Here is a 24,189-nt window from a genome sequence, read left to right as displayed (position 1 = left end):
AAGGGCTATTAGCTCATCAATATGTTAATTGCCCTATCAAGACTTTCATTGAAGCCATCAAGTGTTGGAAGTTATTCAGAGAGTATCAATTATCGGTAGATTACCGACATTAATAACACACTCACCTTTCCAAGTAGTACCCGATATAAACGCTTCTCTTTAGAGCCTACATAAACAATTACAGAGTGTAAACCAGGCGTAATTGAAAATTATTATGTCCTATTGATTTATACAGTGCTGGCTACACCAATGGCATAACAACAGTGGTAAACTCAACTCATTTATGAGTGTTCAGCTAACTTTGGGGCAGATCTGAGCTAGAAGCTAACTCATGACTTGATATAAAAACCTAGTTCAAGCATTCACCAAGCCAGCACGGCCCTCGAATCTCAAGTTATAAGCCGTCCAAATTGCCCTTCAATCGTTATCCCCTCTTCTTATATTGATCTATTTTCTCCTAATCGAAGTACAAGTTATTAATAATTCGATGTAAATCGCTAATTTTTTTAAATTGTTGTCTAGAATCTCATAGGGCCTATCGCTTCGGTAATTGCCAATAGAAACGACACCTTTTGATTCTGTTTTTGGTTTTAGGGAGATGAAATGGAAAGCCCAATTGTCACGCTCAAACATGCGAGCAAAAGCTTTGTTGATGGCAAAGAGACCCATAACGTATTGGAAGGCGTCGACTTCACATTGGCGACAGGCGCAAGTGTGGCTTTGACAGGAGCGAGTGGCAGTGGCAAAAGCACCCTACTCAACGTGATTGCTGGTTTCGAACCACTTTCAGTTGGTGAGTTGTGGCTAGATGGCGATAACGCGATGGTTTGGAAGGATCCGCAATGGAGTCGCTTTCGCCATCACAAACTCGGCGTTATCTTTCAACAGTTCAACTTACTCACCCCGCTCAACGTAAAACAAAACATCGCCTTCCCGCTTCATTTAAACCAACAAAAATGGAACGATTGGTGTGATTATTTGGTGGAAGCTTTAGGCATCAGCGAGCTACTTGATAGGCATGTTTCTGCGCTCTCTGGCGGCCAGCAGCAACGTGTCGCTATTGCACGTGCGCTAGCCCACAAACCCAAGCTACTGCTTGCCGATGAACCGACAGGCAACCTCGACCAAAAAGCAGGCTTGGAAGTCATGAAGTTGCTGAGTGAAATCACCACACAAGGCAACACTGCTGTACTGTTGGTCACACACAGCCCTGAGTGTGCCAGTTTTATGCAAACACAGTTGGTTTTAGATGATGGTCGTTTGAAGACCGTTGATTTGAAAAAGGCTCTATCGAAAGCCAGTGAGCAGCCCTATGAAGCAAGCTAGGTTTGCGAGCACCAAGTTCACCCATACCAAACTGACTCTAAATCTGTTCGTGGCGCACTATCGCCAATCACCGTTACAAGCTGCTGCAATTTTAATCGGCATCGTGCTGGCGGTGACCTTGTTTGTCGCCGTGCAAGCCATTAACCTTAATGCGAAACGTAGTTATTCAGAATCGACTGAGCAACTTAGCGCACAGGCGCAAAACTTAATCATTCCGCCATCAGGGCAAAACTACTTACCAGAATCGCTTTACTTCACCTTGAGACAAAATGGATTAAGTGCCGCGCTGCCTGTGATTGAAGGGCAAGTGAGAGACGAGCAAGGACGTCGTTGGTCAATACAAGGCAGTGAATTAATCGCCGCTCTCACCTCAAGAGCTCGTTACTCTGGCGTCGATGAAAAAAGCGATAACGAAAAAGACAATACTCGAGGCAATGATCCAAACATTTCCCTGTTCGATGCCGCCTTACCTTTACCGCCACTCTTAGCGGGCGAGCCCATCGTGATGATGAGCCAATCGCAATACCAAAACTTGGGCGAAGTAGACACGCTCACTCTGGATGAAATCAAAACCAAAGTCGTGGTGCTACCAGACGAATGGCAACTGGGTAGCAGAATGCTGATGGACATTGGATTCGCTCAGCAACTGCTCAACAAACAAAGACAACTGAGCTACATCGCTGTGTTTAATCCCAATAACAACTCACTCGATAAATGGCAAAGCATCGTTGGCGAACAAGGGCAATGGATCACCAATAATCAAAGTACCGATCTCGGCTCGATTACTGACAGCTTTCACCTCAATCTCACCGCCATGAGTTTGTTGGCGTTTTTGGTTGGCCTGTTCATCGCTTACAACGGTGTTAAGTACAGTTTGCTGAAACGTAATCGGCTGTTGGTGCAAATTCAACAAGCTGGAATTGCGCCAAGCATCGTATTTTCAGCTCTGTTAGTCGAGCTGACTCTTTTAGTCACATTGGGTGCGTCGCTTGGTTTCATTTTAGGAATTCAATTAAGCCACTGGCTCCACCCCACCGTCGCGATAACGCTTGAGCAACTTTATGGTGCAACACTGCTTCCCGGTACATGGCAGTGGCAATGGTTAGCGCAAGCTTTACTGCTCACTCTAGCCGCAACGCTGGTTGCATGCTGGCAGCACTTTAAGCAGCGCGTCCGCCAGCCTCTCTCTTCACATGGTGGTTTTTATCAAGCGCCGGAAGCCTCGAACGAAAATCAGCTATTTGTTGTTGGCGTGGTACTCACTGTTTTGGCGTTGGCCGGTTTATGGCTTAGCGAACACCACCGGTTCACGATGGCCTGGCTCGGTGTGTTAGTTGTGTCGATACCTTTGTATCTACCGAAAACCCTAAGTGTGCTAGCGAGTTGGAGCGAAAAGCGCGCCCAATCAGGTTTAATACAATATCTGTTTGCTGAACTGCGTGAGCTGATCTCCCCTCTTTCCCTTGCCATGATGGCGCTGCTTCTTGCTGTTACCGCCAATATAGGAATGAATACCTTAGTTGGCAGTTTTGAGTCCACCCTAAAGCAATGGCTTGAACAGCGATTGCATGCCGACATTTACGTTAGCCCCGCCCAAGGTGAAATTGCCAATGTTGAACATGCCTTAACCCTGTTTGATAACGTTGAAACCGTCTACAAGCAATACTACGTTGATGATAACTTGCAAGGCTTGCCTATTTTGCTCGGCACCAAAGACAATGAAACACTTGAACAAACCATGGTGTTCCAATCTCATGTTGATAACTTCTGGACGCGCTTTTACCAAGGTGAATTAGTGGCGATCAGCGAACCTACGGCGGTGAAGCTCGGCTTGTCCCTTGGAAGCCAACTCAAATTAGACGCTATTCAAGACAATACATTGAGTGTTGGCGCGATTTTCCATGACTATGGCTCACCAAATGGGGAAGTGTTATTGGCTCCCAACTTATGGCTTGAAAACGGCTTTACGGACTTACCCACCAGCTTGGGAATCAAAGTATCTGGCGACCCACAACAGGTGTACGAACAATTACGCCAACAATTGAATTTGCATCCTAGTCAGCTTTACGATCAAGCCCAAATCAAGTCCATCGCTTTGGACATTTTCTCACAAACTTTTGCCATTACGCGGGCGCTCAATGGCGTCACTTTAATGGTTGCTGTTATTGGTTTGTTCTGTGCATGCTTTATGTTGCTCGACGCACGTAAGGCCGCTATTGCAAGGTTGTATGCGCTTGGCGTTAGTCGGAAGAAATTAATGGTTATGGTGGTGGGGCAAATCGTTGTTCTGGTCGCTTTTACTCTAGTGGTCGCCGTGCCGCTTGGTGCCATGGTAGGCTATGTACTGACGGACATCGTCACCCTTCGCGCATTCGGTTGGAGCTTAAATTACGTATGGAGCTGGAGTGACGCACTGAACATTGCTGTCATCACTATTTTAGTCGCAGTGGTTGCTACCTTAATTCCGCTGTGGCGTTTGGTCAGTAAGCCGGTCGTGTGCAGCTTGCAAAGTGAGGTGTTGTGATGAACCAACTAATTAAGGCAACAGCGCTCATTCTGTTGAGTTTATCTCTTATCGCATGTGAAGACTCACAGCCCCAAAACATGGGCTCAATCCTCAGCACTGAAAGACAAACTGACGAAGAAACGCAAACAGACAAAGCGCAGTTCACTACAGTGGTAAAAGGCATCGACATCACCTTTCCTGCCGACCATCAAGCACACCCTGATTTTCGTCATGAATGGTGGTATTTAACTGCCAATCTGACTGATGAAGAAGGTCACTCATTAGGTGTGCAATGGACTCAATTTCGTTTCGCAACCGCACCACAAGAAAGTGACCACAGCACTCAGAAAACAACATGGCAAAGCCAACAGATCTATATGGCGCATAGTGCCGTCACCACCAAAGACAAACACTATGCCAACGAAAAATGGTCTCGCGGTCAAGCTAAGCTAGCAGGTGTCGATTCTTCACCATTTCGAGTTTACCTTGATGATTGGCAATGGACCTCGGCTACCGATGATCTATTCCCTGCTACGTTGAATGCGGATTCTGAACAGTTTGGTTACTCGCTCAAATTAACTAACGATGCACCCTACCAAAAACAAGGCGACCAAGGCTACAGCACCAAGAGCGGTGACGCGAAGGTAGCTTCGTATTACTACAGTCAGCCGTTCATTGATGTATCAGGCGAAGTGATCATTAATGGAGTAGCACATCAAGTATCAGGCAAAGGTTGGATCGACAGAGAGTGGAGTTCGCAGTTTTTGCTCGACTCACAACAAGGTTGGGATTGGTTTGCTCTAAGGTTAAACGATGCAACCAGTTTGGTCGTGTTCCAACTTCGAGATTCAAAAACAGGCAAAGCCAGCTATTCCCATGCGAGGTTAATGCAGCGAGAAGGTTCTGGCATCGCGATTAAACAACAAGACATCAGCTTAACCGTCACCAAGAAAACAGAGATCGATGGGCGTGACTATCCAACAGAATGGCAAATTAAGATTCCGACGCAACAAATTAAACTGACTGTTTCGGCGCTTAATCCAAATGCGAAAATGCCACTATCGGTGCCCTATTGGGAAGGACCAATCATGATTAAAGGATCCCACTCTGGTTCTGGCTATATGGAGCTGACAGGATATTAAGCAAAATATCTCTGGCTACTTAGGCATTTCAATCAGCAATTTGTACCCTACCCCATAAACCGAACGGATAGGGTTTGCTGTTGGTGCCACAGCATGTATTTTTTTACGGATGTTCTTTATGTGGGTATCAATATTTCTGTCTGATACATCGGCAAGATCGCTGTAAAGCGCATTGAGAATATCATCACGACTATACACTCGGCCGGGATGCTCCACTAGCAGGCGAAGTAACATGAATTCTTTGGGCGTTAAGTCAAGAAAGCAGCCACCAAATCGGGCCTCATATTCGTCAGGCTTTAATATAAATTGTCCCAAAACTAACTCAGCGCTTGGTAGATAAGAACGGTTAGACGCTGGGTTTGGTTGAATGCGGCGCAGTACCGTTTTGATCCTCGCAATCACTTCTCTAGGGCTAAACGGCTTGCAGATATAATCATCAGCTCCGAACTCTAAACCAATTAATCGGTCAATCTCTTCACTTTTTGCGGTCACCATGATGATAGGTAATTGAGAAAACTGACGTACTTGTTTGCATATCTCTACACCGTCTACATCTGGCAGCATTAAATCAAGCAACATTAAGTCAAAAGTCTGCGATTTCACCGTCTCAACAACATTCGCACCCGACGCGAGGTGGGTCGCTTCAAAGCCACTATTTTGGCAATACGCGATCAAGACTTCGGCAATGTATTCCTCGTCTTCCACAATCAAAATATGCGTCTTCATTCTCTCTTTCCTCTATCGAAATCTTATTGTGAGCCAGTATGGTGATGGATCGGTAGGGTTATCATCATTTTAACACCGCCCAGATCTGATTTTTTAGCACAAATAGTGCCTAGATGCGCTTCGATAATTTGGTGACACAATGCTAAACCAATACCAGAGCCACCATGATCTCGACTGCGAGATTGTTCTACTCGATAAAAGCGTTCAAATACACGTGTGAAATCTTGCTCAGGTATGGATGGAGACGTGTCTTCAATTGCCACCTCTACGGTGTTTTTGTCTTTGTGAAGGGATAAAGCGATGCTTCCCGGTGCGTCGGTATAACGACAGCTATTTTCCAATATGTTGGTAAACAACTGCGTCAAACGCTCTCGATCAGCCACCACAAAACACGCTGTCTGCTCTTTCCCATACAGCGATTCACACTCTAAACCTAGCCCCAATTCATAGGTCTTAACCTTAAAGCCAAGTAAGATACCTTTGAGAAGTTCAACAAGATCGAATGAAGATTTTTGGTATGACAAACCGCCAATATCAGTAATAGACAGCTGATAAATATCACCGACCAAATGGCTCATGCTATCAATTTGATCAATCATCACCTGTAAGCGCTTTTCATCCGCTTTAAAAATCCCATCTTGGATCGCGTTAAGTTGCCCTCGAACCACTGTGAGCGGTGTTTTCAGTTCATGAGCAACGTCTGACATCCACTTTGAGCGTTCCGTTTTGTTCTTCTCCAGTGTCTGAGCCAGAACGTTAATATTGTCAGTGAGTACGCCAAGTTCATCGTTACTAGCCCTCTCCACCCTTGTTGAAAAGTTACCTTGAATCAACTGAGTCGTACCTTCATTCACTTTAAAAATAGGCGCAACCAAGTGACGAGAGAAAAGCCAAGCTGTTATAAACGCAAGCACGATAACGGCCAACGTAATCGCAACATAACTTTGGTATTGCTCAGCCAGAAATGCGTTGGCAGGGCTGTGTTCAGCCAGCCGCGAAGGAACATAACTGAGCCAGCCGATCACGACACCGTCTAACACAATAGCGTGAGTAAAGGCGCTTTCATCAATTCGAGAGCGGCCTACCACCACCGTTTTATCGACATCATATAAACTGAGTCTTCTCTGCGTTTGCAGTAACTGGCTCATTCCCGTCGTATCCGTTGGTAAAGCGAGTGACTCACGCTCCTCTGGTCCTTTTCGAGTGCCCACCAAACGTCGCCAATGATTCTCGTCTTCTTTTAGCGATTGCCACGACCCATTGGTTTGATAGTACTCTCCCAACTTTTGGCTGACTTGCTTGATATAGCTCGATTCGGCCTCTTTGATAAAGTCATGAAAACCCGACGACAGGTTCTGCATGATCAAAGCGAGCATAATGCACACCGCGACAAAGCTTGTGATACAAAAAGCAAAGAAGAACTTATGAATAAGCTTCAATTTATAATCTATCTTCAACGTTCTTTCCTTATCCTCGAGATAACGCATCCACCGGGTTTAATCTTGCTGCATTTCTAGCGGGTAAGAAACCGAAGAGAACCCCGATCAGTGTTGAGCAAATAAAGGCCGCAATAATTGAGTTGGTCGAATAAATCATACTCAAACCACTGCTCGTCGACGAGACAATCAAGCCCACAGCGTAAGCTAACCCTATCCCCAAAGCGCCACCACACAAACACACTAAAACGGCTTCTATTAAAAATTGTCTTAGAATATCCGCTTGTCTTGCTCCAACTGCCATACGAATGCCGATTTCTCGCGTTCGTTCGGTTACCGACACCAGCATGATATTCATAACACCGATGCCACCCACCACCAATGAAATAAAGGCAATAGCCGAGATAAGTAAGGTCATCGTTGATGAAGTTTGTTCGATATTTTCTCTGACCGTATCCGTATTCACGGTAAAGAAATCTTCCACACCATGGCGCATTTTAATTAAATTAATGATCGCTTGCTCTGCAGCGGTACTGGATACTTCGTCGCTCACCCTAACCGTAATATCATTAACGTAATTTTGGCTATAAATACGAGAATTTACCGTGCTATAAGGTAACCAAACATTCAGAGCATCACTATTGCCAAACGCCATTTCTCTTGCTTCGGTAACCGCGATAATACGCACTGGCAAGCGACCTAAAAAGATGACTTTGCCAAGTGCTTCACCATCAGGGAAAAGGTCATTTAAGGTATTGTTATCAATAACCGCCACTTGCTCTAGTGCATCAATACTTCCGTCATCAAATAGCTGCCCTTGTGCGACTTCAAAACCTCGAACGCGAAAGTAATCAGAACCAACACCTTGCACTTCTGCTGTCACCGCCTCATTACCATAGCGCACCGCCACATTCACACGCACAGTCGGTGTCACACTATCAACAAAGGAGAGATTCGTTAAAGCGTTTGCATCATTTGCTGTCAAGGTTCTCACTCGCCCAGCACGTCGGTCGCCCAGCCCAGAACCAGGTTTGATTTCAATAGTATTGGTGCCCATTGAAGCCATTCGTGACAAAACCTGAGCTTGAGAACCATTGCCAATCGCTACAACGGACACCACAGACGCAATACCGATGATGATCCCCAGCATCGTCAGAAACGTTCTTAGTCGATGGCTTCCCATTGCGGATAGCGACATTTTGAACGCTTCAACAACGCTGAACCACTGTGCAGAAAACGGCTTTGATATAGGTTTATTGACACTTTGTTTCTCTTCGATTCTTGTCGCTGAATATTCAGTTGAGGCGCTATCATTATTGGCACCGCTCGTTATATCACTCACGATTCCTCCATCAGAGATCTCGATTACGCGCTCCGCGGAGGCGGCGATCTTAGGGTCATGAGTAACCAGAACAATAGTATGCCCTTGTTGATGCAACTCACGAAGTAAGTCCATCATCTCTTTACCGCTATGGCTATCGAGAGCCCCGGTTGGTTCATCGGCAAGGATCACCGTACCACCATTAATCAAAGCGCGGGCGACACTAACTCGCTGTTGTTGCCCACCACTAAGTTGACTTGGCTTATGATCCATTCGCTCCGCTAGCCCCAACCTTTTTAACAGTTGCTCAGCTCGTGCTTGGCGGGACGCTTTGTTTTCGGCTGAGTAAAGCGCAGGGATCTCGACATTACCGATAGCAGTGAGATCATCTAACAAATGATAACGTTGAAATATAAAACCAAAATAGTCACGGCGTAATTCCGCTAATTGATCAGGGTTCATTACCGATGTATCTCGACCATTAACAAGATAAGTTCCTTCGCTAGGAGTATCTAAGCAACCTAAAATATTCATTAAAGTCGATTTACCCGAACCAGAAGCCCCCATTATCGCGATCATTTCACCGCGACGTATGGTTAGGTTAACGTTGTTCAATACCGTTAACTGATCATCACCTGCAGGAAAACAACGACTGAGTCCTGAGATTTCTAATAGAACGTCACTCATAACTAAGGTCTCCCGCCGTTACCTTGACCACGACCTCCAGGACCTCCATTACCACGACCACCTTTCTCAGGCCCTAATGTCGATGACATATCAAAACCTGATGACGATTTGGCGTTCGCTTGACCAATAACAACTCGATCTCCTAGCTCTAGCCCATCCAGAACTTGTGCATACACTTTATTATTGATGCCAATCTCAACATTTCGCATCTCTAATGCGCCTTCAACTAAAACAGGGACACGATAACGATTCTTGCCGGGAAGCTTTTTAGTCAGGACTTGAGACGGAACCAATAGTGCTTCTTGTGCATCATCTAGTACGATCGAGACTTGCGCTGTCATACCAAAGCGCAGCAACCCTTCCGTGTTATCGACATCAAATACCGCGTTATAATAAATAGCATCATTATCACCAATGTTTAGCTCGCTATCGTCGCCAGTCAAAAGGGTTGGGCCAGGCTCAATTGATTTCAGTTCACCATAAAAATTGTGTTGTGGCGCGCCTAAAATCGAAAAATACACTTTTTGCCCCGTCGCAATGTGAATGATATCGGCTTCAGACACTTGTGCCTTGACCGTCATAACATCAAGTTGAGCGACTTCAACAATGGAAGGTGTCGATTGATTTGTGTTAACGGTTTGCCCTTCTTCAACAGAGACATAAACAACCGTGCCATCAATCGGTGATTCGATCTTTGTATAGCTTAAATCCAGTTGAGCGTCATCGACACTGATCAGCGCTTTCTCTTTTTCTGCAACCAGTTGGTCGAGTTCGGCTTCATAAACAAGAAGTTCGGCCTCTGCTGCGTCATACATGGATTGCGAGCTGGCATTTTTTAACAACATCGCCTTTTGTCGTTCAAAAGCAAGTTGTGACTGATAAATCTGCGCTTTTTTCGCTCGATATTGCGCATTAATGTTAGTGAGTGAAGCATGGGATTCTTTCAATGCGTTTTCTTGTGAAAGGTTATCAATTTGAGCAATAACATCTCCAGCTTTAAGTGTGTCACCGACCGTCACGGCTATCGACTCTAACTTGCCTGAAACTTGAGCACCCACATTCACCATTTTGTAGGGATATAGCACACCGTTAGTGAGCACCACCTCTTCGATGTTACCGATGCGAACAGGCTCCGTAGAATAAGTGACGATTGAGGCATCGTTCTTCATATAAAAATAAGCGGCGACAGCACCGATAGCGATAACAAGTAAAGTGATCGTCACTAACTGTTTGATGTTTTTCATGCGAAGGTTTTCCCAATTTTTTCATTACTCCTAGGATAACGAAAAAATGTGAGGGAACTTTGAGACGTTAACACCATGCAACACACTGATAATAAGTAAGTTTTATTAAAAAACATTAAATTGTGTGATAAATGTGTGGTGATAAAGAAACAACGAACAACAGAGAGACGTATAACTAAGCGTTTCTAAGTTCAGGAATGCAATCTGCATCAAGTTATTTGCAGCTATCCAATGACTCGTATAACCCCTGAGCCTTAACCCTGCCTTAACCATATAACTGCTATCCTTTTTTCTATGTTTGCAATTCTGCTTCTAGGATAAGGTTTCATTATGTTTCTACCCCGCGCGTTAAGATTGCCTTTGGGCTTACTTCTCTCTAGTTCTCTACTATTGGGCTGTGGCGAACAAGCTATGGAACAACGACCAGCCCCAGGTCCTATTCATGTCGACGTTTTAGACTTGACTCCAACAACACTGCGTTTGACGACCCAGTTGCCAGGGCGAATTGCCGCGTTCAAGCAAGCAGAAGTGAGGCCTCAAGTAACAGGGATTCTCAAAAGCCGCCTATACAAAGAGGGCTCTCACGTAGAAGCCGATGATGTACTTTATGAAATTGACCCAACCACTTATCAATCCAACGTTAATAGTGCACAAGCTCAATTAGCGAAAGCACTGACGAGCGAAGATACCGCTCGAAAAACGGCACTCCGCTATAAAGAACTATTAAGAAAAAAACTGACCAGTCAGCAAGATTTTGACGATGCAGACGCCCTTTACAAAGAAGCCCAAGCTGAAGTCGCGATCCGCCAAGCAGAATTGGATTACGCCAATATTGAACTGTCTTATACCAAAATCAAAGCGCCTATCTCAGGTCAGGCTGGTCTTTCTTTGGTCTCTGAAGGCTCTTTATTGACCTCTGAGCAGTCTTCTTACCTGACGACTATTGTGCAAACCACGAACGTTTACGTGGATATGCAGCAATCTTCGTTAGCGATTACCAAAATCAGAAAAGAGTTTGCGACCTTTACCGACAAAAATGCAGAGATCCCAGTAACGATAACGTTAGAAGACGGCAGTGCGTATGACGAAGTCGGCCATTTAGAGTTTTCGGACACGCTCGTTTCAGACTCAACCGGTACGGTAACGCTACGTGCCATCATTCCGAACCCTGACAATACTTTACTCGCCGGTATGTACGTACGCGCCCATATTTCGATGCCAGAAGCACGAGGCTACCTTGTTGTTCCGCAATCAGCTGTAGTAAGAAGCCAGTCTGGTGATCCTTCAGTTTTTGTCGTTAACCAAGACAACAAAACAGCGAAAAAGCCAGTCGTTCTCGGCAATGAAGTGGGTAACGGTTGGGTTGTTAAAGAGGGGCTTTCTAGCGGTGAACAAGTCGTCATCACCAACATAATTAACATGAAAAATGATGTTGCGGTTGTTGTCGATAGCAGAACAGACAGTACCGTTCCTGCTTTGGCGAGCGAGGAATAAACCATGTCCTTATCGAACTTTTTTATTAACAGACCGATTTTTGCTTGGGTGATTTCCATTGTCATTATGCTTTCAGGCATTGCGGCGATCGTCTCTTTGCCTGTCGCGCAATACCCAACAATTGCACCACCAGCCGTGACTATTTCAACGTCATACCCTGGCGCGTCAGCGAAAACGATTGAAGACAGCGTAACCCAAGTCATCGAACAAGGCATGACAGGGTTAGATAACCTTCTTTACATGGCGTCGAAAAGTGACTCTTCTGGTAGTGCGAGTGTGACCTTAACGTTTAGCGCAGACACTGACCCCGATATTGCCCAGGTACAGGTGCAGAATAGCTTACAGCAAGTGAGCAATCGCCTGCCTACAGCAGTACAAAACCAAGGCACATCTGTGACCAAGAGTACGTCGGGTTTCATGTCGGTCACCAACCTCTATTCGCCTGATGGCAGCATGAGTGCGGGCGACATTCAAGATTACGCAAACTCTAACATTAAGGACATCTTAAGCCGTGTTAACGGCGTAGGCGAAGTGACTATTTTCGGTCCATCTTATGCGATGCGTATTTGGTTAGACCCTGCAAAATTGAACAGCTACAGTCTTACCCCTGTTGACGTTTCTAATGCCGTATCGGTTCAAAACAGCCAAGTTACTGTTGGACAACTAGGCGGAACGCCAGCCGTTGATTCTCAGTTAATTAATGCCAGTATCACAGCGCAAAGCCTATTAACCAGCGTTGAAGAATTTGAGGACATCTTAATTAAAGTCGACAGTGACGGATCTCAAATTAAGCTCAAAGACGTCGCACGTGTCGAGTTAGCCAGTGAAGAATCTTCATCCATTCCAGCCTACATGGGTAAGGACTCTTCAGGTATTGCGATCACCCTCGCCACCGGCGCGAATTCGTTAGACACACAAAACGCGGTTGATGCAAAACTGGAACAACTTTCAAAAGGCTTTCCAGACGGACTAGTATTGGTTAAAACAACCGATAACAACTTGTTCATTCGCCTTTCTATCACTGAAGTGGTCAAAACGCTATTTGAAGCGGTTGGGCTTGTGTTTATCGTGATGTTACTGTTTTTGCAGAACTTACGAGCAACCTTAATCCCAACCATTGCCGTGCCAGTCGTACTACTTGGTACCTTTGGTGTCATGGCCATGCTGGGTTTCTCAATCAACACACTCACCATGTTTGGTTTGGTGTTAGCGATCGGTTTGCTGGTTGATGATGCCATCGTAGTCGTGGAAAACGTTGAGCGGTTGATGCATGAAGAGAATCTATCTCCTCTTGAAGCAACTAAGAAGTCAATGGGACAAATTACCAGTGCCCTAATCGGTATTACGATGGTGTTGTCGGTTGTATTTATTCCTATGGCCTTCATGTCAGGGTCAACGGGCGTTATCTACCAACAGTTCTCTTTGACGATTGTCTCGGCAATGGTGCTATCCGTTGTCGTCGCATTGATTCTTACTCCTGTATTGTGTGCAACGCTTCTAAAGCCTGTCGATAAAGCGTCGAGCAATAAGTTTTTTGCACTGTTTAACCGAGGGTTCGACAAGCTATCCAGCCAATACCGAGGTTCAGTTAAACACGCTTTACAGCGACCACTACGCTTCGTTTTTGTTTACCTAATGCTTTTTGCCGGCACGGCTTACCTATACAACGTGCTGCCAAGTTCATTTTTACCAAATGAAGACCAAGGTGACTTCATGGTTATGGTCACCACACCAACGGGGACCACATTACAAAAGACACAAGAAGTGATGTTGGATATCAAAGATTATTTTGAAGAGAACGAGTCACACACTGTCGACCACGTGTTTACCGTGTCTGGATTCAACTTTTCAGGCTCTGGACAAAATGCAGCAATGGCATTCATTGGCTTGAAAGACTGGTCAGAAAGGACGGAGCCTGGAACCGATGTGGATTCCATTATCGGCCGTGTTATGGGTGAATTTTCAAACTACAAACATGCACAGATCTTTGCTTTTAGTAGCCCAGCGATCCGAGAGCTTGGTACTTCAACAGGCTTTAACTTCTACTTAGAAGACGTCGGTGCTGTCGGTCATGACAAGCTGATTGAGATAAGAAACCAACTACTTGGTGCTGCGGCACAAAGTCCATTATTGCAAAGTACACGTCCAAATGGCCTGGAGGATACCGCGCAACTATTCCTTGATGTCGACTATGAGAAAGCCAAAGTGCTCGGTTTAGAAATCGATGACATCAACCAATCACTGTCGATTGCTTGGGCATCGTCATACGTGAATGACTTTATCGACCGTGGCCGCTCTAAGAAAGTTTACATTCAAGCTGATGCAGAATATCGCATGACACCAGAAGACCTGAACTTATGGTTTGTGCGTAATAACAACGACGAGATGGTGCCTATCTCAGCCTTCAGTACTTATCACTGGGGTCAAGGTTCTCCACAGTTACAACGTTATAACGGTAATCCTGCAGTGGAAATCGTCGGTGAAGCCGCCTCTGGTTATAGTACTGGTGAAGCGATGGCTGAAATCGATAGATTGGCAGCCGAGATCTCCAATGATGTACAGGTAAGCTGGACGGGAATGTCCTATCAAGAGATAGAAGCCGGCAACCAAGCGCCAATTCTGTATGCGATCTCCATCTTGATGGTCTTCCTCTGCTTAGCGGCTCTGTATGAAAGTTGGAGTATTCCAATTGCGATTATTCTGGTGGTTCCATTAGGCATACTCGGCGCACTGGCTGCGATTATGTTACGAGGGTTAGAAAACGATGTGTACTTCCAAGTAGGCGTGCTAACTACCATAGGTTTAACCGCCAAGAACGCCATTTTGATTGTTGAGTTCTCCAAAGAACTTTATGAAAAAGGCGTCAACATTATTGATGCAACGGTACAAGCATGTGAGATGCGTTTGCGCCCTATCATCATGACGTCACTGGCGTTCGGACTCGGCGTATTGCCTTTAGTGCTGAGTACGGGTGCAGGTGCTAACGCGCGTAATGCGATTGGTACGTCCGTTTTAGGCGGCATGATGGGAGCGACGTTGTTAGTGATTTACTTCGCTCCGCTATTTTTTGTCTTGATCTGCAAACTGTTCAAGTCAGATCACAAAGCAGAAATAGCAAACGACACAGAACAACCAAACTGAGCAATCACAAAACGAAGTAATAATAAAACCGAATACTTACAAAATGAAGATATGGTGAGCCTAGGAGTGGCTCATCATTACTCGCTGAAAACTTTCAAAGGATAGAAAATGACGAACAACCGTACATCTCGTATAGGAACATTATTACTAGTCATCGCTTTTACCGCATTACTAATGGTTGCGGTGATGATATTTGGATCTCGCATGGGCTTATGGGACCCTATTGTTGGCTTTGGCTACATTCGAAACTACCTCAACCCTATCGGCCTCTCTCTACTCGCTTTAAGTACACTCGGGCTCATCTACCAATGGATTACTCGTGATCGTACAGGTGCGCTCAAGTCTCTGGTTGCTGCATTCATAGGGCTTGGTCTCATCGCGCCAATGCTCCATGGCATAACTCACCCCGTAAAGCGTGAGCCTGCAATTCATGACATTACTACCGACACTATAAACCCACCTGAATTTTATAAGCTAGACGATACGCGTGCAGGTGCCAAAAACTCTCTGATTTATGCAGGAGAAGAAGTGGCTGCCATACAGAAAAAATTGTACCCATACATTAAACCTATTCAGTCGAACCTTTCTTCTGAAGATGCGTACGCAAAAGCACTGGATATAGCGAAAAATAGTGGATGGGAAGTGGTTGCAGGATACCCAGAGGCATTACGCTTTGAAGCAACGGCTCAAACAACTTTCTTTGGTTTTATGGACGATGTGGTCGTTCAAGTTACCCCAATAAACAACAAAAGCCGTATCGATATTCGTAGTGTGTCTCGAATCGGTCGCAGTGACAAAGGTGTCAATGCCGCTAGAATTGTAGAGTTCACCGAAAGTTTTAACCAGTAAGCCGTTTTAGTCACAACACCTACCTTCATTAAAGGATGAAATTAATATGAACCTAAAAAGTATGACCAACTTCATTGTTGCATCTAGCTTAATTGTTGCTCCTTCATTCCTCTTTGCAGCAGAGCCAAATGTACCGACAGAACCGCCATACATTGTCTTAAGTGATAATTTAGATGAGCCAAACGGTTATGGGTTTTGTATTGATACCTACGGACCTGGTCAATCAGAATTAATGCAAACTCATACTTGTAAACCCAAAGCGCCTGAAGGTTCTCCTCGCAACTATTCGGGTCATGATGTGAGATTTGAATTCAACAACGAAACAGACCAAATTCAGTCTTACGCGTTCGAAGGGCTGTGTATGCAAGGGCTTCTTGCGAAAGGAAAAAGCGAACTCGCGTTACTAGAGTGTAGCGACGCCAAAAACCAAGGTTTTGTTTACAGCGAAAATGATCAAACCATTCGATTAAAAGCGGACTCTAGCTACTGTTTGGCAGTGACATCAGAAACTCAAGAAGCGGGCCCATGGGTGAAACGTCCACTTGAACTGATTCAGTGTGAGGAAGCAGAACCGGTTCTAATGAAGTGGACTGTTGTTTCTAAGTAACAAGTACTCATTGGTTAATCTATTTATTTCACAACCCAATGCTTTACAGGTGACATTGCATATATGTAATGTCACCTTTATTTTGCAGGGAAATGAAAGATGGATGATTCTCATCGCTTATCACTCACCATTGAGAGTCGTAAACCGTGTTATCCAAACTTTAAAACGTTTAAATAGCATTCATTTTCGATAGCAACGAGCCTTAACTCAAGTATGTGTAAACACATAAATGAAGGCGACGTGATTTATTGCTTGTTGATGCGGTTAACAATAAAACTTAATGCCACAGCTGCAACACTAAAGCCTACTACACCTACCCAGCCGACCAATTCAAATACCTGAATACCCACAAACGAACCGAAGGCACCACCAAGATAGTAGCCAAGCATATAGACCCCATTTATACGGCTCTGAGCTTGTGGATCAATTGAAAATACGCGGACTTGATTCGATACCTGAGCACTGAACACACCAAGGTCGATAAGAATGATACCGGCGATCAACCCAATCAAGGTATCAGCAAAGAGCCCCGAAACAACAAAGCCAGCAGCAATAATGACTAACGCCATACTGATCATATTTCGAGAACCAAACTTACCTACTAATGAACCTGAAACTTTGGCACCAATCACACCAGCAAAGGCAATAACCCCAAACATCCCAGCTTGCTGAGCATTGTAATTAAATGGTGATTCGCTGACGTGCAAAGCTAACGTTGCCCAAAGTGCATTGAACGAAGCAAACCAAAGCGCGCCGGTTAAAGCAGATGTACGTAGTATCGAATGCTGCTTAATTAACGTTGCCATACTAGCAACAAGCTTAAGGTAAGGTATCTTGATTGTCGGAGTATTCGTCGGTAAAAAAGCGTATAACATAAAACCAAAGATCATCGCGATACTTGCCGACATCATAAACACAGCACGCCACCCAAACTGCTCACCAACAAAACCACTGAGTGTACGAGAAAGCAAGATGCCAACGGTCAGGCCTGTCATTAAAGTCCCAATGACTTTCCCTTTCGTTTCAGGAGTGCTTAATGACGCTGCAAATGGAATCAACTGTTGAGTGATATTGGCACTTAAGCCAATCGCAAAACACGCAACAACCAACACAATTAAGCTAGATGCAGAAAACGCAATAAATGATGACAACACTAACATTACCGATAGGATCGCAATGAGGCGTTTGCGCGGCAAAGTGTCCCCTAATGGCGATAAGAAAAGTAGCGCCACTGCATAACCAATCTGACTAGCCGCCGGCACTGCGCCGAGTTGTGCGCTTGTTAAACCGAGTTCTGTACCGATCTTGGGTAAAATCGGCTGGTTATAATAAAGATTTGCAGCGGTTGCTGAGACAGCGCTCGACATAAGTAATAAGCGCCCTGTACCCAAAGTTTCTGTCGTCACCTTTGACATGATTACACCTTAATTTTAGTTCATCGTTTTAATGAGTGATTTCGATGAAGTGAGTTTAAGGGTGACGCTTAAATAGCAAAAATACCTATTTGATGTAAATTCTATACGCAATTTGCATAGATGATTTCCTAACTCATACTCTGTTGAATTGCTTTAATTTCACTCTGTACTATCGCTGCAAATGCACTAGCAGTGGGAGATTGAGCATGTAAATGGTGTGTCATCACCAATGGCATCTCTACATCCACAGATTCAAGGTTAATAAAGACACAACCCTCACAACGTAAGTCACGAATAGCATAAGGAGCTACCGAGACACCTAAGCCAGAAGATACCTGGGTTAACACCGTTTGCATGTGGTTGGGTTGTTTTTTTATATTTGGAGAAAAACCGGATAAATCACATTGAGTAATGATGGAATCAAATAACCCCACGGCTTGCTCACGTTCAAATAAAATGAAGGGATCGAACTGCAGTTGCTTTATTTGAATGATCGAACATTGGGCGAGTTCGTGTGTGATTGGCACAACCGCAACGAGCTTATCTGCATAAATCGGAACGGAAACGTAGTCATCATCAATCAGATTTGGAAGTGGGCGAGAGAAACTGATATCAATCTCCCGCTTTTCAAGAGCTTCGATTTGTTCAGAAGCTGTCATCTCAACAAGATCGACATCAATAGTTGGATTTTCAGTAATATACTGCCGAACTAAACGAGGCAAGAAACTCAACGTTGCGCCCCCAAGGTAACCAATTGTCAAAGTACCAATATGACCAGAAGAGGCTCGAATTGCGGATTGTTTCGCTTGTTGAGTATGTTCTATGAGTTTTATGGCGTCTGTGAGTAAATGCTTTCCAGCAGCACTAATAACGACTTCGCGAGATGTGCGAAAAAATAGGCTAACCCCTAGTTCATGCTCAAGGCTTGTAATGTGGCGACTAATAGCAGGCTGAACTGTGTTCAATTCCTTTGCTGCTTTTGAAAAGCTTCTGTGTGTGGCTACAGCTACAAAACTTTTTAATACTTTGATCTCCATATGACCTCAATATAAACCTTGATGGTTAACAAGCGCGAACACTGCGCGTGTATATTATTTTATTCTCAATGACAAAGAATTGACGAGTAAACCTAAAGCCAAGAACAAGTTACAACAAACGGTTCTTATATTGTTCAGGCGTTTGGCCGGAATATTTCTTGAACATACTAATGAACGGGCTAGCTTGGTTATAGCCTAAAGTCAGTGCGACTTCTTTAACGGATTGCCCATTTCTTAACAGATCCATAGAGTACAAGTAGCGTACTCGAAGTCGCCATTCAGTAAAGCTCATCCCCAGTTCACTTTGACAGTGGCGCGATAAGGTTCGCTCTGTCGCGTGCACTTTATCGGCCCAATCTTTCAGTGAGATATCATCAGTTGGGTTCTCTTCAATCGCAGCAAGAATGGGCGCAAGATATTTATTATCAGTTGAAGGCAAAAAGTGATGCTCAACTTGACGCTCTGCCAATTGATCCAACAATACTCGCACTAATCTTTGATCTTGTTCGCTCGCAGCAACGTTAATATCACGCTGACGAAAATCATCGATAATCGAGGATACGATTGGTGTGATCTTTATTAAACTGGTTTTCTCAGGCAGATGTTGCGTTAGCTCATGGGAAATATTCAAAGAGCAATAATCTAAGGGTTTGCGATTATAACTGCAGTGCATGACTCCGGCAGGTACCCAAATAGCTAGGTGTGGCGGGGCTAGAAAGCGTGTACCTTCAGCTTCCATTTCTAGAATACCGCCACTGATCAACTGTACTTGTCCCCAAGGGTGGCTATGCACGCGAGTTTCAGTGTTCGATAAGAAAGCTTCGAAATTCATAAATACGTTGGATGGTGCCTTATCGATTGATAAGGATGGGTGAAGGTTTCTTGAGTGTTTTTTCAAACTTGTCTTCCTATCGCGCCTGATGTCTTTTTAAAGATATCTGTAAGTATAACGACCTGTCAAACTAGCCGCATCAACTCATTTGCGACGGAATTCACATGCATTATCTTTTACCATTTTTTACAGTCTGCATCTGGGGTGCAAATGCTATCGTCAATAAGCTCGCTGCAAGTACCATAGAGCCGAGCGCGATGAGTTTTTACCGTTGGTTCATTGCCATGTTGATTCTGACACCTTTCTGTATTCGGTCGGTTATCAAGCAATGGCCAATCATTAAACCTAATTTGTCTAAACTGGCGTTCCTTGGCTTTTTGGGCATGGTGTTAAACCAATCTTTGGGTTACTACGCCGGCTTAACGACAACCGCCTCTAATATGGCGTTGATCACTTCATTAGTACCATTGATCAGCGTGTTCCTTAGCGTACCCTTGTTAAGCAAGTCTATTTCTGGCCTAAGCATTGTTGGCGGCGTATTGTCGCTGTCTGGGTTAGCTCTGATGTTAGGGAAAGGCGATCCTTTATTCTTCATACATCAAGAACTGACTCAGGGTGATGGCTATATGTTAATAGCCGCATTCGTTTATGCTTCCTATTGTGTACTGCTTAAACGCTGGAAAATGCCGTTAAGTAGCTGGGTAGTGATTTATATCCAAGGATTGTTTGCGGTTTCTATGTTGACGCCACTTTGGTTAACCAGCGAACAACTGTTGCCATCCCAACAAGCTATTCCTTTGATTGCTTACGCTGCCCTTGCTGCTTCTATTTTGGCCCCTTGGATGTGGGTGAAGGCGATTGACACCATTGGCGCAGATTCAAGTGCCATGTTCATGAATTTAATGCCCGTTATCGCGATTGTACTTGCGTCTACTTGGTTAGGTGAAGAAATTAACCAATTCCATATCATTGGAGGCGTGATGGTAATCTCTGGTGTCATTCTTGCTCAAATCAAGAGAAAACCAAGGCTTGAGCTTCCGCTTCCTCAACAAAGCTAAGCTCTTCCCCTCATTTATCAACGATGTTCTCAACGAGATATCCTCGCAGTACCTGCTACCATAGCAGGTATTTTTTTACTGCTTCAAACCACGGCTACTCATAGCTACCTCGTTTAAAACCACTTCCTTAGATAAGCTTTGTCGATCAAATTTTTTGTTAACAATCCTCTTAAAACTATTTAATCGTTGCTTCTTCTCTTGCAACAAGGTTATGATTTACTTTAAAGGCATCCATACTGTTTAGTTAAAGTGTTCGCTTATCGGCAGTGTAAATAATGAAGGATTACTACTACAGTGAGCCTTTGCAACAAGTTTACCAAACGTCAGATCAACCTGAATATTTGGATCTTTTACGTGATTAAGAAAAACAACTTAATGTGTTTTTATAATTAATACCTTTACAAGATTGCGGTCAGGGCCAATTTTCCTTTAATAATGACCAATCAATAACTCGACAGGCAAAGTTCACTCAAAGGATCTATACTTTGTTCAAAGAGTAAAAGTGAGCTGAATAGTAAAAAAACTTTAACTACCACTTTAGAGTTAATAAGGATAGAATCACTTTAACTTAACCAGATGAACAACGGTTAGTTGGCTAAAATAAAAAGGTACCGATATGAGTACCGAACGGCTTAGAAACACCTAGCGCTATGCTAGGTGTTTTTTTTTGAAACCCACTTTCGAAATAACTTACACCCATCTTGCCCTTTCCTGTTTATCACTCGTCTCGATCGCCAGAAAACACCAATGTTCATAGGTTCGTCATCCGTTTGAAAAAATAATCTTAACAGTGAGATTATCCACTTTAATTTATGTCATCTTAAGTATATTGTTATTAGCAAGTAACAAGTATGTTATGCAGCAAAATAATAATGAAGGAAGATAGATGAGCAGTAACAACAGCCGACAAGATGGCAAACGAGACGTTACTCTGCGCTTTTTAGCTGAGCCCGGAGATGTGAACTTTGGTGGTAAAGTTCATGGTGGAGCAGTAATGAAGTGGGTCGATTTAGCAGCCTATGCTTGTTCTGCAGGTTGGAGTGGCAAATACTGCATCACCGCCTATGCAGGTGGTATTCGATTCGTAGCACCCATCCATGTTGGCAACCTTGTCGAGGTAAGTGCGAAGGTCATCTATACCGGCTCATCGTCAATGCACATTGCAATAGACGTCCAAGCTAGCGACCCCAAAGAACTCAACAATCGTCTGACGACTCACTGCATCGTGATTATGGTGGCTGTCGATGAAAATGGTACCCCAACCAAAGTGCCAGAATGGATCCCTGATACCGAAGAAGACATTGAGTTGAGAGACTCGGCTATTCGTCTTATGAACATGCGAAAGCAAATCGGTGAAGAGATGGAAGCACACGTGAAATACCTCAAGTAAGGTCAATCAAGGCGCTCACATACGCCTATTTCCATGCCAAGCAGATGCTTGGCATTTGTTTTACCTAACCCACTTTAAACACAAACGAAACAGTTCTGGTCTTGTGACTCTGCGACAAATCATTCCAAAGTAAATCAGACATCTCTAAGACCAATATTTCCGCTAAAGCGTGATACTCAACCAAAGAGTTGAAATGAATCCACTATCGAATATGGATTTGCCTTCTCTGTAATAAAGTCGTCATTTTGCTCTGATTAAATACCGCCAATCATAATGGATGTATTAGAATTTTTTCGGAGCCACTCTTGAGCGTCACACGCCCCACTCTTAGCGAATCTACACTGAACAATTTGAAGGCTGTTGAGTATCAATGGGTTAGAACTTTGTACGTAGAAGGCTACGACAGCAATGAGATTAACCACTATATTCAAACTTGTTTTGGTGGTGACCACACGTTTGCCGATCTGTTTAGACGCGTAGCACTCGATCAAGAAAGTATCTATGTACTGTTACAGCATTTAGGCTGTGCGCCTTCTAGTCGAGAGTTTTAATCTTCACACAGCCTCGATTCTCTATGTCTGATAAGAGTCTAGCTCAAAGTATGCTGTTGAGAGCTACTCTCAATAGGCCAGTTGTATTTGGCCTTTATAGACACTTTCGGTGAAATTCAGACGCTCGTTGCATGCAAATCATTGAAGTATCACGCATTGAATTATTAGCAACATATCAATAGACCTGCTGCCCCTTATACTGAGCGTCTGATTTATGAGACAGAGTGATTATTTTGATAATAAAAGATTTAGGCATGGAATGGCTCAAATCTAAGTCACCGAGATAAGCAGATAAAGGCTGGTACAAATACATACCAAAAAGTAGCAGACATAAAAAAACCCAAGTAAATACCTGGGTTAGAGTTACAAAAACCACTAATCATTAATAGCGTAAGGAACCTGATTAGCGGCCAGCTATGCGTAACCTGAGGGTTATTTTTATTACTGATCGGCGGCCAAACCAAATGATGTAATAAAAATGCCAATATAGAGCGACCTAAAGGTCGCTCTTTTCTTTCTTATAGAGTACAGCTTATCCTTTTACACCACCTGCCGTCAAACCGCCAACTAACCAACGTTGAGCAAGTAAGAACACGATAGTAATCGGAAGTGCTGATAGTACAGCCGCTGCCGCAAAGTCACCCCACAGGTAGTTCTGAGGGTATAGGTACTGCTGCATACCTACTGCTAGTGTGTAAGAGTTCACATCTGTAAGTAAGATAGATGCTACTGGCACCTCACCAACTGTCGCGATGAAAGATAGAATAAACACAACCGCTAGGATTGGCACAGACAGCGGCAGTAGAACTAGTCTGAATGCTTGCCAAGGCGTTGCACCATCAAGGGCTGCTGCCTCTTCCAGAGAGTTATCAATCGTTTCAAAGTACCCCTTAATCGTCCATACGTGAAGTGCAATACCACCTAAGTAAGAGAAGATTAGACCACCGTGTGTGTTCAAGCCTAAGAACGGAATGTATTGACCAAGTTTGTCAAACAGCGCGTAGATTGCTACTAGAGCAAGTACTGCTGGGAACATTTGGAAAATCATCATCGCTTTCAGGATAGTTTCTTTACCTTTAAAGCGCATACGAGCAAATGCGTAAGCCGATGTCGTTGACAGTGCCACGATTAAAATCGATGTCACACCCGCGACTTTAATTGAGTTCCATAACCACGTTAGTACTGGGAATGGAGGTGGTGTCACCGAGCCGTCAGCATTCGTTACCGACATACCAAGAGCCAGTTTCCAGTGCTCCAGTGATGGGTTATCGGGAATCAAACTACCGGTTGCGAAGTTACCTTCACGGAACGAGATAGCGATGATCATCAGTAGTGGGAAGATAATCATTGCCAAGAAGCACCACAACACTGCATGCGTTGCCCACACTCGGTATTTAAGGCCTTTACCTTGTACCATAGCCATTGTC

Annotated in this window: 18 protein-coding genes; 10 read left to right on the top strand and 8 right to left on the bottom strand. The window is 44.2% G+C overall.

The features are described 5' to 3' along the window. The first annotated feature begins 603 nt into the window (after window positions 1-603). Genes SJY39_RS16520 through SJY39_RS16510 form a run of 3 tightly spaced genes read left to right on the top strand, consistent with a single transcriptional unit; the run spans window position 604 to window position 4,974 of the window. A complete protein-coding gene (locus SJY39_RS16520) occupies window positions 604-1,326 on the top strand; it encodes an ABC transporter ATP-binding protein (RefSeq protein WP_390242276.1) in 723 nt (240 codons plus the stop codon). Further along, the gene (locus tag SJY39_RS16515) at window positions 1,313-3,850 is read left to right on the top strand and encodes an ABC transporter permease (RefSeq protein WP_016793204.1); all 2,538 of its coding nucleotides are present in this window, start codon (window positions 1,313-1,315) and stop codon (window positions 3,848-3,850) included. Before SJY39_RS16520 ends, SJY39_RS16515 begins: the two co-directional genes overlap by 14 nt. Then, the gene (locus SJY39_RS16510) at window positions 3,850-4,974 is read left to right on the top strand and encodes a lipocalin-like domain-containing protein (RefSeq protein ID WP_016792239.1); all 1,125 of its coding nucleotides are present in this window, start codon (window positions 3,850-3,852) and stop codon (window positions 4,972-4,974) included. The genes SJY39_RS16515 and SJY39_RS16510 overlap by 1 nt, the downstream gene beginning before the upstream one ends. A gap of 15 nt (window positions 4,975-4,989) precedes the next feature. Here the strand turns inward: SJY39_RS16510 and SJY39_RS16505 are convergent, their stop codons facing one another. Genes SJY39_RS16505 through SJY39_RS16490 form a run of 4 tightly spaced genes read right to left on the bottom strand, consistent with a single transcriptional unit; the run spans window position 4,990 to window position 10,388 of the window. Continuing rightward, window positions 4,990-5,700, bottom strand: a complete 711-nt coding sequence (locus SJY39_RS16505; RefSeq protein ID WP_016792238.1) for a response regulator — start codon at window positions 5,698-5,700, stop codon at window positions 4,990-4,992. A 23-nt stretch (window positions 5,701-5,723) separates the two neighbouring features. After that, window positions 5,724-7,157 (bottom strand): ATP-binding protein, encoded by a 1,434-nt coding sequence (locus SJY39_RS16500; RefSeq protein ID WP_016784302.1) that lies wholly within the window; start codon window positions 7,155-7,157, stop codon window positions 5,724-5,726. A 10-nt stretch (window positions 7,158-7,167) separates the two neighbouring features. Then, on the bottom strand, window positions 7,168-9,144 hold the full coding sequence (locus SJY39_RS16495; protein WP_016793205.1) for a MacB family efflux pump subunit: 1,977 nt from the start codon (window positions 9,142-9,144) through the stop codon (window positions 7,168-7,170). Window positions 9,145-9,146: 2 nt separating this feature from the next. Then, a complete protein-coding gene (locus tag SJY39_RS16490; RefSeq protein ID WP_016784304.1) occupies window positions 9,147-10,388 on the bottom strand; it encodes an efflux RND transporter periplasmic adaptor subunit in 1,242 nt (413 codons plus the stop codon). 330 nt (window positions 10,389-10,718) lie between these two features. Between SJY39_RS16490 and SJY39_RS16485 the strand changes: the two genes are divergently transcribed. The 4 genes from SJY39_RS16485 to SJY39_RS16470 all read left to right on the top strand — a co-directional run bounded on the left by SJY39_RS16485 (window position 10,719) and on the right by SJY39_RS16470 (window position 16,479). Beyond that, entirely contained in the window at window positions 10,719-11,882 is a 1,164-nt protein-coding gene (locus SJY39_RS16485; RefSeq protein WP_016767863.1) for an efflux RND transporter periplasmic adaptor subunit, read from the top strand. A gap of 3 nt (window positions 11,883-11,885) precedes the next feature. Continuing rightward, window positions 11,886-15,023: an efflux RND transporter permease subunit gene (locus tag SJY39_RS16480; RefSeq protein ID WP_016793206.1), complete on the top strand. Its 3,138-nt coding sequence runs from the start codon at window positions 11,886-11,888 to the stop codon at window positions 15,021-15,023. A gap of 108 nt (window positions 15,024-15,131) precedes the next feature. Next, complete coding sequence (locus SJY39_RS16475; protein WP_016787327.1) at window positions 15,132-15,872, top strand: DUF1499 domain-containing protein; 741 nt, start codon at window positions 15,132-15,134, stop codon at window positions 15,870-15,872. A gap of 46 nt (window positions 15,873-15,918) precedes the next feature. Continuing rightward, window positions 15,919-16,479 (top strand): ricin-type beta-trefoil lectin domain protein, encoded by a 561-nt coding sequence (locus SJY39_RS16470; RefSeq protein WP_010431427.1) that lies wholly within the window; start codon window positions 15,919-15,921, stop codon window positions 16,477-16,479. Window positions 16,480-16,724: 245 nt separating this feature from the next. Here the strand turns inward: SJY39_RS16470 and SJY39_RS16465 are convergent, their stop codons facing one another. The 3 genes from SJY39_RS16465 to SJY39_RS16455 form a co-directional block, all read right to left on the bottom strand. Next, window positions 16,725-17,894, bottom strand: a complete 1,170-nt coding sequence (locus tag SJY39_RS16465) for an MFS transporter (protein ID WP_016793207.1) — start codon at window positions 17,892-17,894, stop codon at window positions 16,725-16,727. A 128-nt stretch (window positions 17,895-18,022) separates the two neighbouring features. Next, entirely contained in the window at window positions 18,023-18,931 is a 909-nt protein-coding gene (locus SJY39_RS16460) for a LysR family transcriptional regulator (protein ID WP_010431433.1), read from the bottom strand. A gap of 109 nt (window positions 18,932-19,040) precedes the next feature. Continuing rightward, the gene (locus tag SJY39_RS16455; RefSeq protein WP_010431438.1) at window positions 19,041-19,829 is read right to left on the bottom strand and encodes a helix-turn-helix domain-containing protein; all 789 of its coding nucleotides are present in this window, start codon (window positions 19,827-19,829) and stop codon (window positions 19,041-19,043) included. A 98-nt stretch (window positions 19,830-19,927) separates the two neighbouring features. Here SJY39_RS16455 and SJY39_RS16450 point away from each other — a divergent pair, with 98 nt between their 5' ends. The 3 genes from SJY39_RS16450 to SJY39_RS16440 all read left to right on the top strand — a co-directional run bounded on the left by SJY39_RS16450 (window position 19,928) and on the right by SJY39_RS16440 (window position 22,762). Continuing rightward, the gene (locus SJY39_RS16450; protein ID WP_010431441.1) at window positions 19,928-20,821 is read left to right on the top strand and encodes a DMT family transporter; all 894 of its coding nucleotides are present in this window, start codon (window positions 19,928-19,930) and stop codon (window positions 20,819-20,821) included. An 886-nt stretch (window positions 20,822-21,707) separates the two neighbouring features. Then, window positions 21,708-22,211, top strand: a complete 504-nt coding sequence (locus SJY39_RS16445; RefSeq protein ID WP_010431444.1) for an acyl-CoA thioesterase — start codon at window positions 21,708-21,710, stop codon at window positions 22,209-22,211. 305 nt (window positions 22,212-22,516) lie between these two features. Beyond that, entirely contained in the window at window positions 22,517-22,762 is a 246-nt protein-coding gene (locus SJY39_RS16440) for a hypothetical protein (protein WP_016767859.1), read from the top strand. A 532-nt stretch (window positions 22,763-23,294) separates the two neighbouring features. On the opposite strand, the gene malG is transcribed toward SJY39_RS16440, so the two are convergent. Next, the gene (gene malG, locus SJY39_RS16435) at window positions 23,295-24,185 is read right to left on the bottom strand and encodes a maltose ABC transporter permease MalG (RefSeq protein ID WP_010431447.1); all 891 of its coding nucleotides are present in this window, start codon (window positions 24,183-24,185) and stop codon (window positions 23,295-23,297) included. Window positions 24,186-24,189: the final 4 nt, after the last annotated feature.

This window comes from Vibrio sp. R78045, from assembly GCF_042466085.1.
Lineage (GTDB): Bacteria > Pseudomonadota > Gammaproteobacteria > Enterobacterales > Vibrionaceae > Vibrio > Vibrio cyclitrophicus.
The sequence above is the reverse complement of the archived record's forward strand: the minus strand, read 5'-3'. Positions and strand labels throughout refer to the sequence as shown.

Bases quoted from the DNA above. Each gene is read 5' to 3' on its own strand.
- SJY39_RS16520 (WP_390242276.1), top strand. From the start codon at position 604: ATGGAAAGCCCAATTGTCACGCTCAAACATGCGAGCAAAAGCTTTGTT.
- SJY39_RS16515 (WP_016793204.1), top strand. From the start codon at position 1,313: ATGAAGCAAGCTAGGTTTGCGAGCACCAAGTTCACCCATACCAAACTG.
- SJY39_RS16510 (WP_016792239.1), top strand. From the start codon at position 3,850: ATGAACCAACTAATTAAGGCAACAGCGCTCATTCTGTTGAGTTTATCT.
- SJY39_RS16505 (WP_016792238.1), bottom strand. From the start codon at position 5,700: ATGAAGACGCATATTTTGATTGTGGAAGACGAGGAATACATTGCCGAA.
- SJY39_RS16495 (WP_016793205.1), bottom strand. From the start codon at position 9,144: ATGAGTGACGTTCTATTAGAAATCTCAGGACTCAGTCGTTGTTTTCCT.
- SJY39_RS16490 (WP_016784304.1), bottom strand. From the start codon at position 10,388: ATGAAAAACATCAAACAGTTAGTGACGATCACTTTACTTGTTATCGCT.
- SJY39_RS16485 (WP_016767863.1), top strand. From the start codon at position 10,719: ATGTTTCTACCCCGCGCGTTAAGATTGCCTTTGGGCTTACTTCTCTCT.
- SJY39_RS16480 (WP_016793206.1), top strand. From the start codon at position 11,886: ATGTCCTTATCGAACTTTTTTATTAACAGACCGATTTTTGCTTGGGTG.
- SJY39_RS16475 (WP_016787327.1), top strand. From the start codon at position 15,132: ATGACGAACAACCGTACATCTCGTATAGGAACATTATTACTAGTCATC.
- SJY39_RS16470 (WP_010431427.1), top strand. From the start codon at position 15,919: ATGAACCTAAAAAGTATGACCAACTTCATTGTTGCATCTAGCTTAATT.
- SJY39_RS16465 (WP_016793207.1), bottom strand. From the start codon at position 17,894: ATGTCAAAGGTGACGACAGAAACTTTGGGTACAGGGCGCTTATTACTT.
- SJY39_RS16460 (WP_010431433.1), bottom strand. From the start codon at position 18,931: ATGGAGATCAAAGTATTAAAAAGTTTTGTAGCTGTAGCCACACACAGA.
- SJY39_RS16450 (WP_010431441.1), top strand. From the start codon at position 19,928: ATGCATTATCTTTTACCATTTTTTACAGTCTGCATCTGGGGTGCAAAT.
- SJY39_RS16445 (WP_010431444.1), top strand. From the start codon at position 21,708: ATGAGCAGTAACAACAGCCGACAAGATGGCAAACGAGACGTTACTCTG.
- malG (WP_010431447.1), bottom strand. From the start codon at position 24,185: ATGGCTATGGTACAAGGTAAAGGCCTTAAATACCGAGTGTGGGCAACG.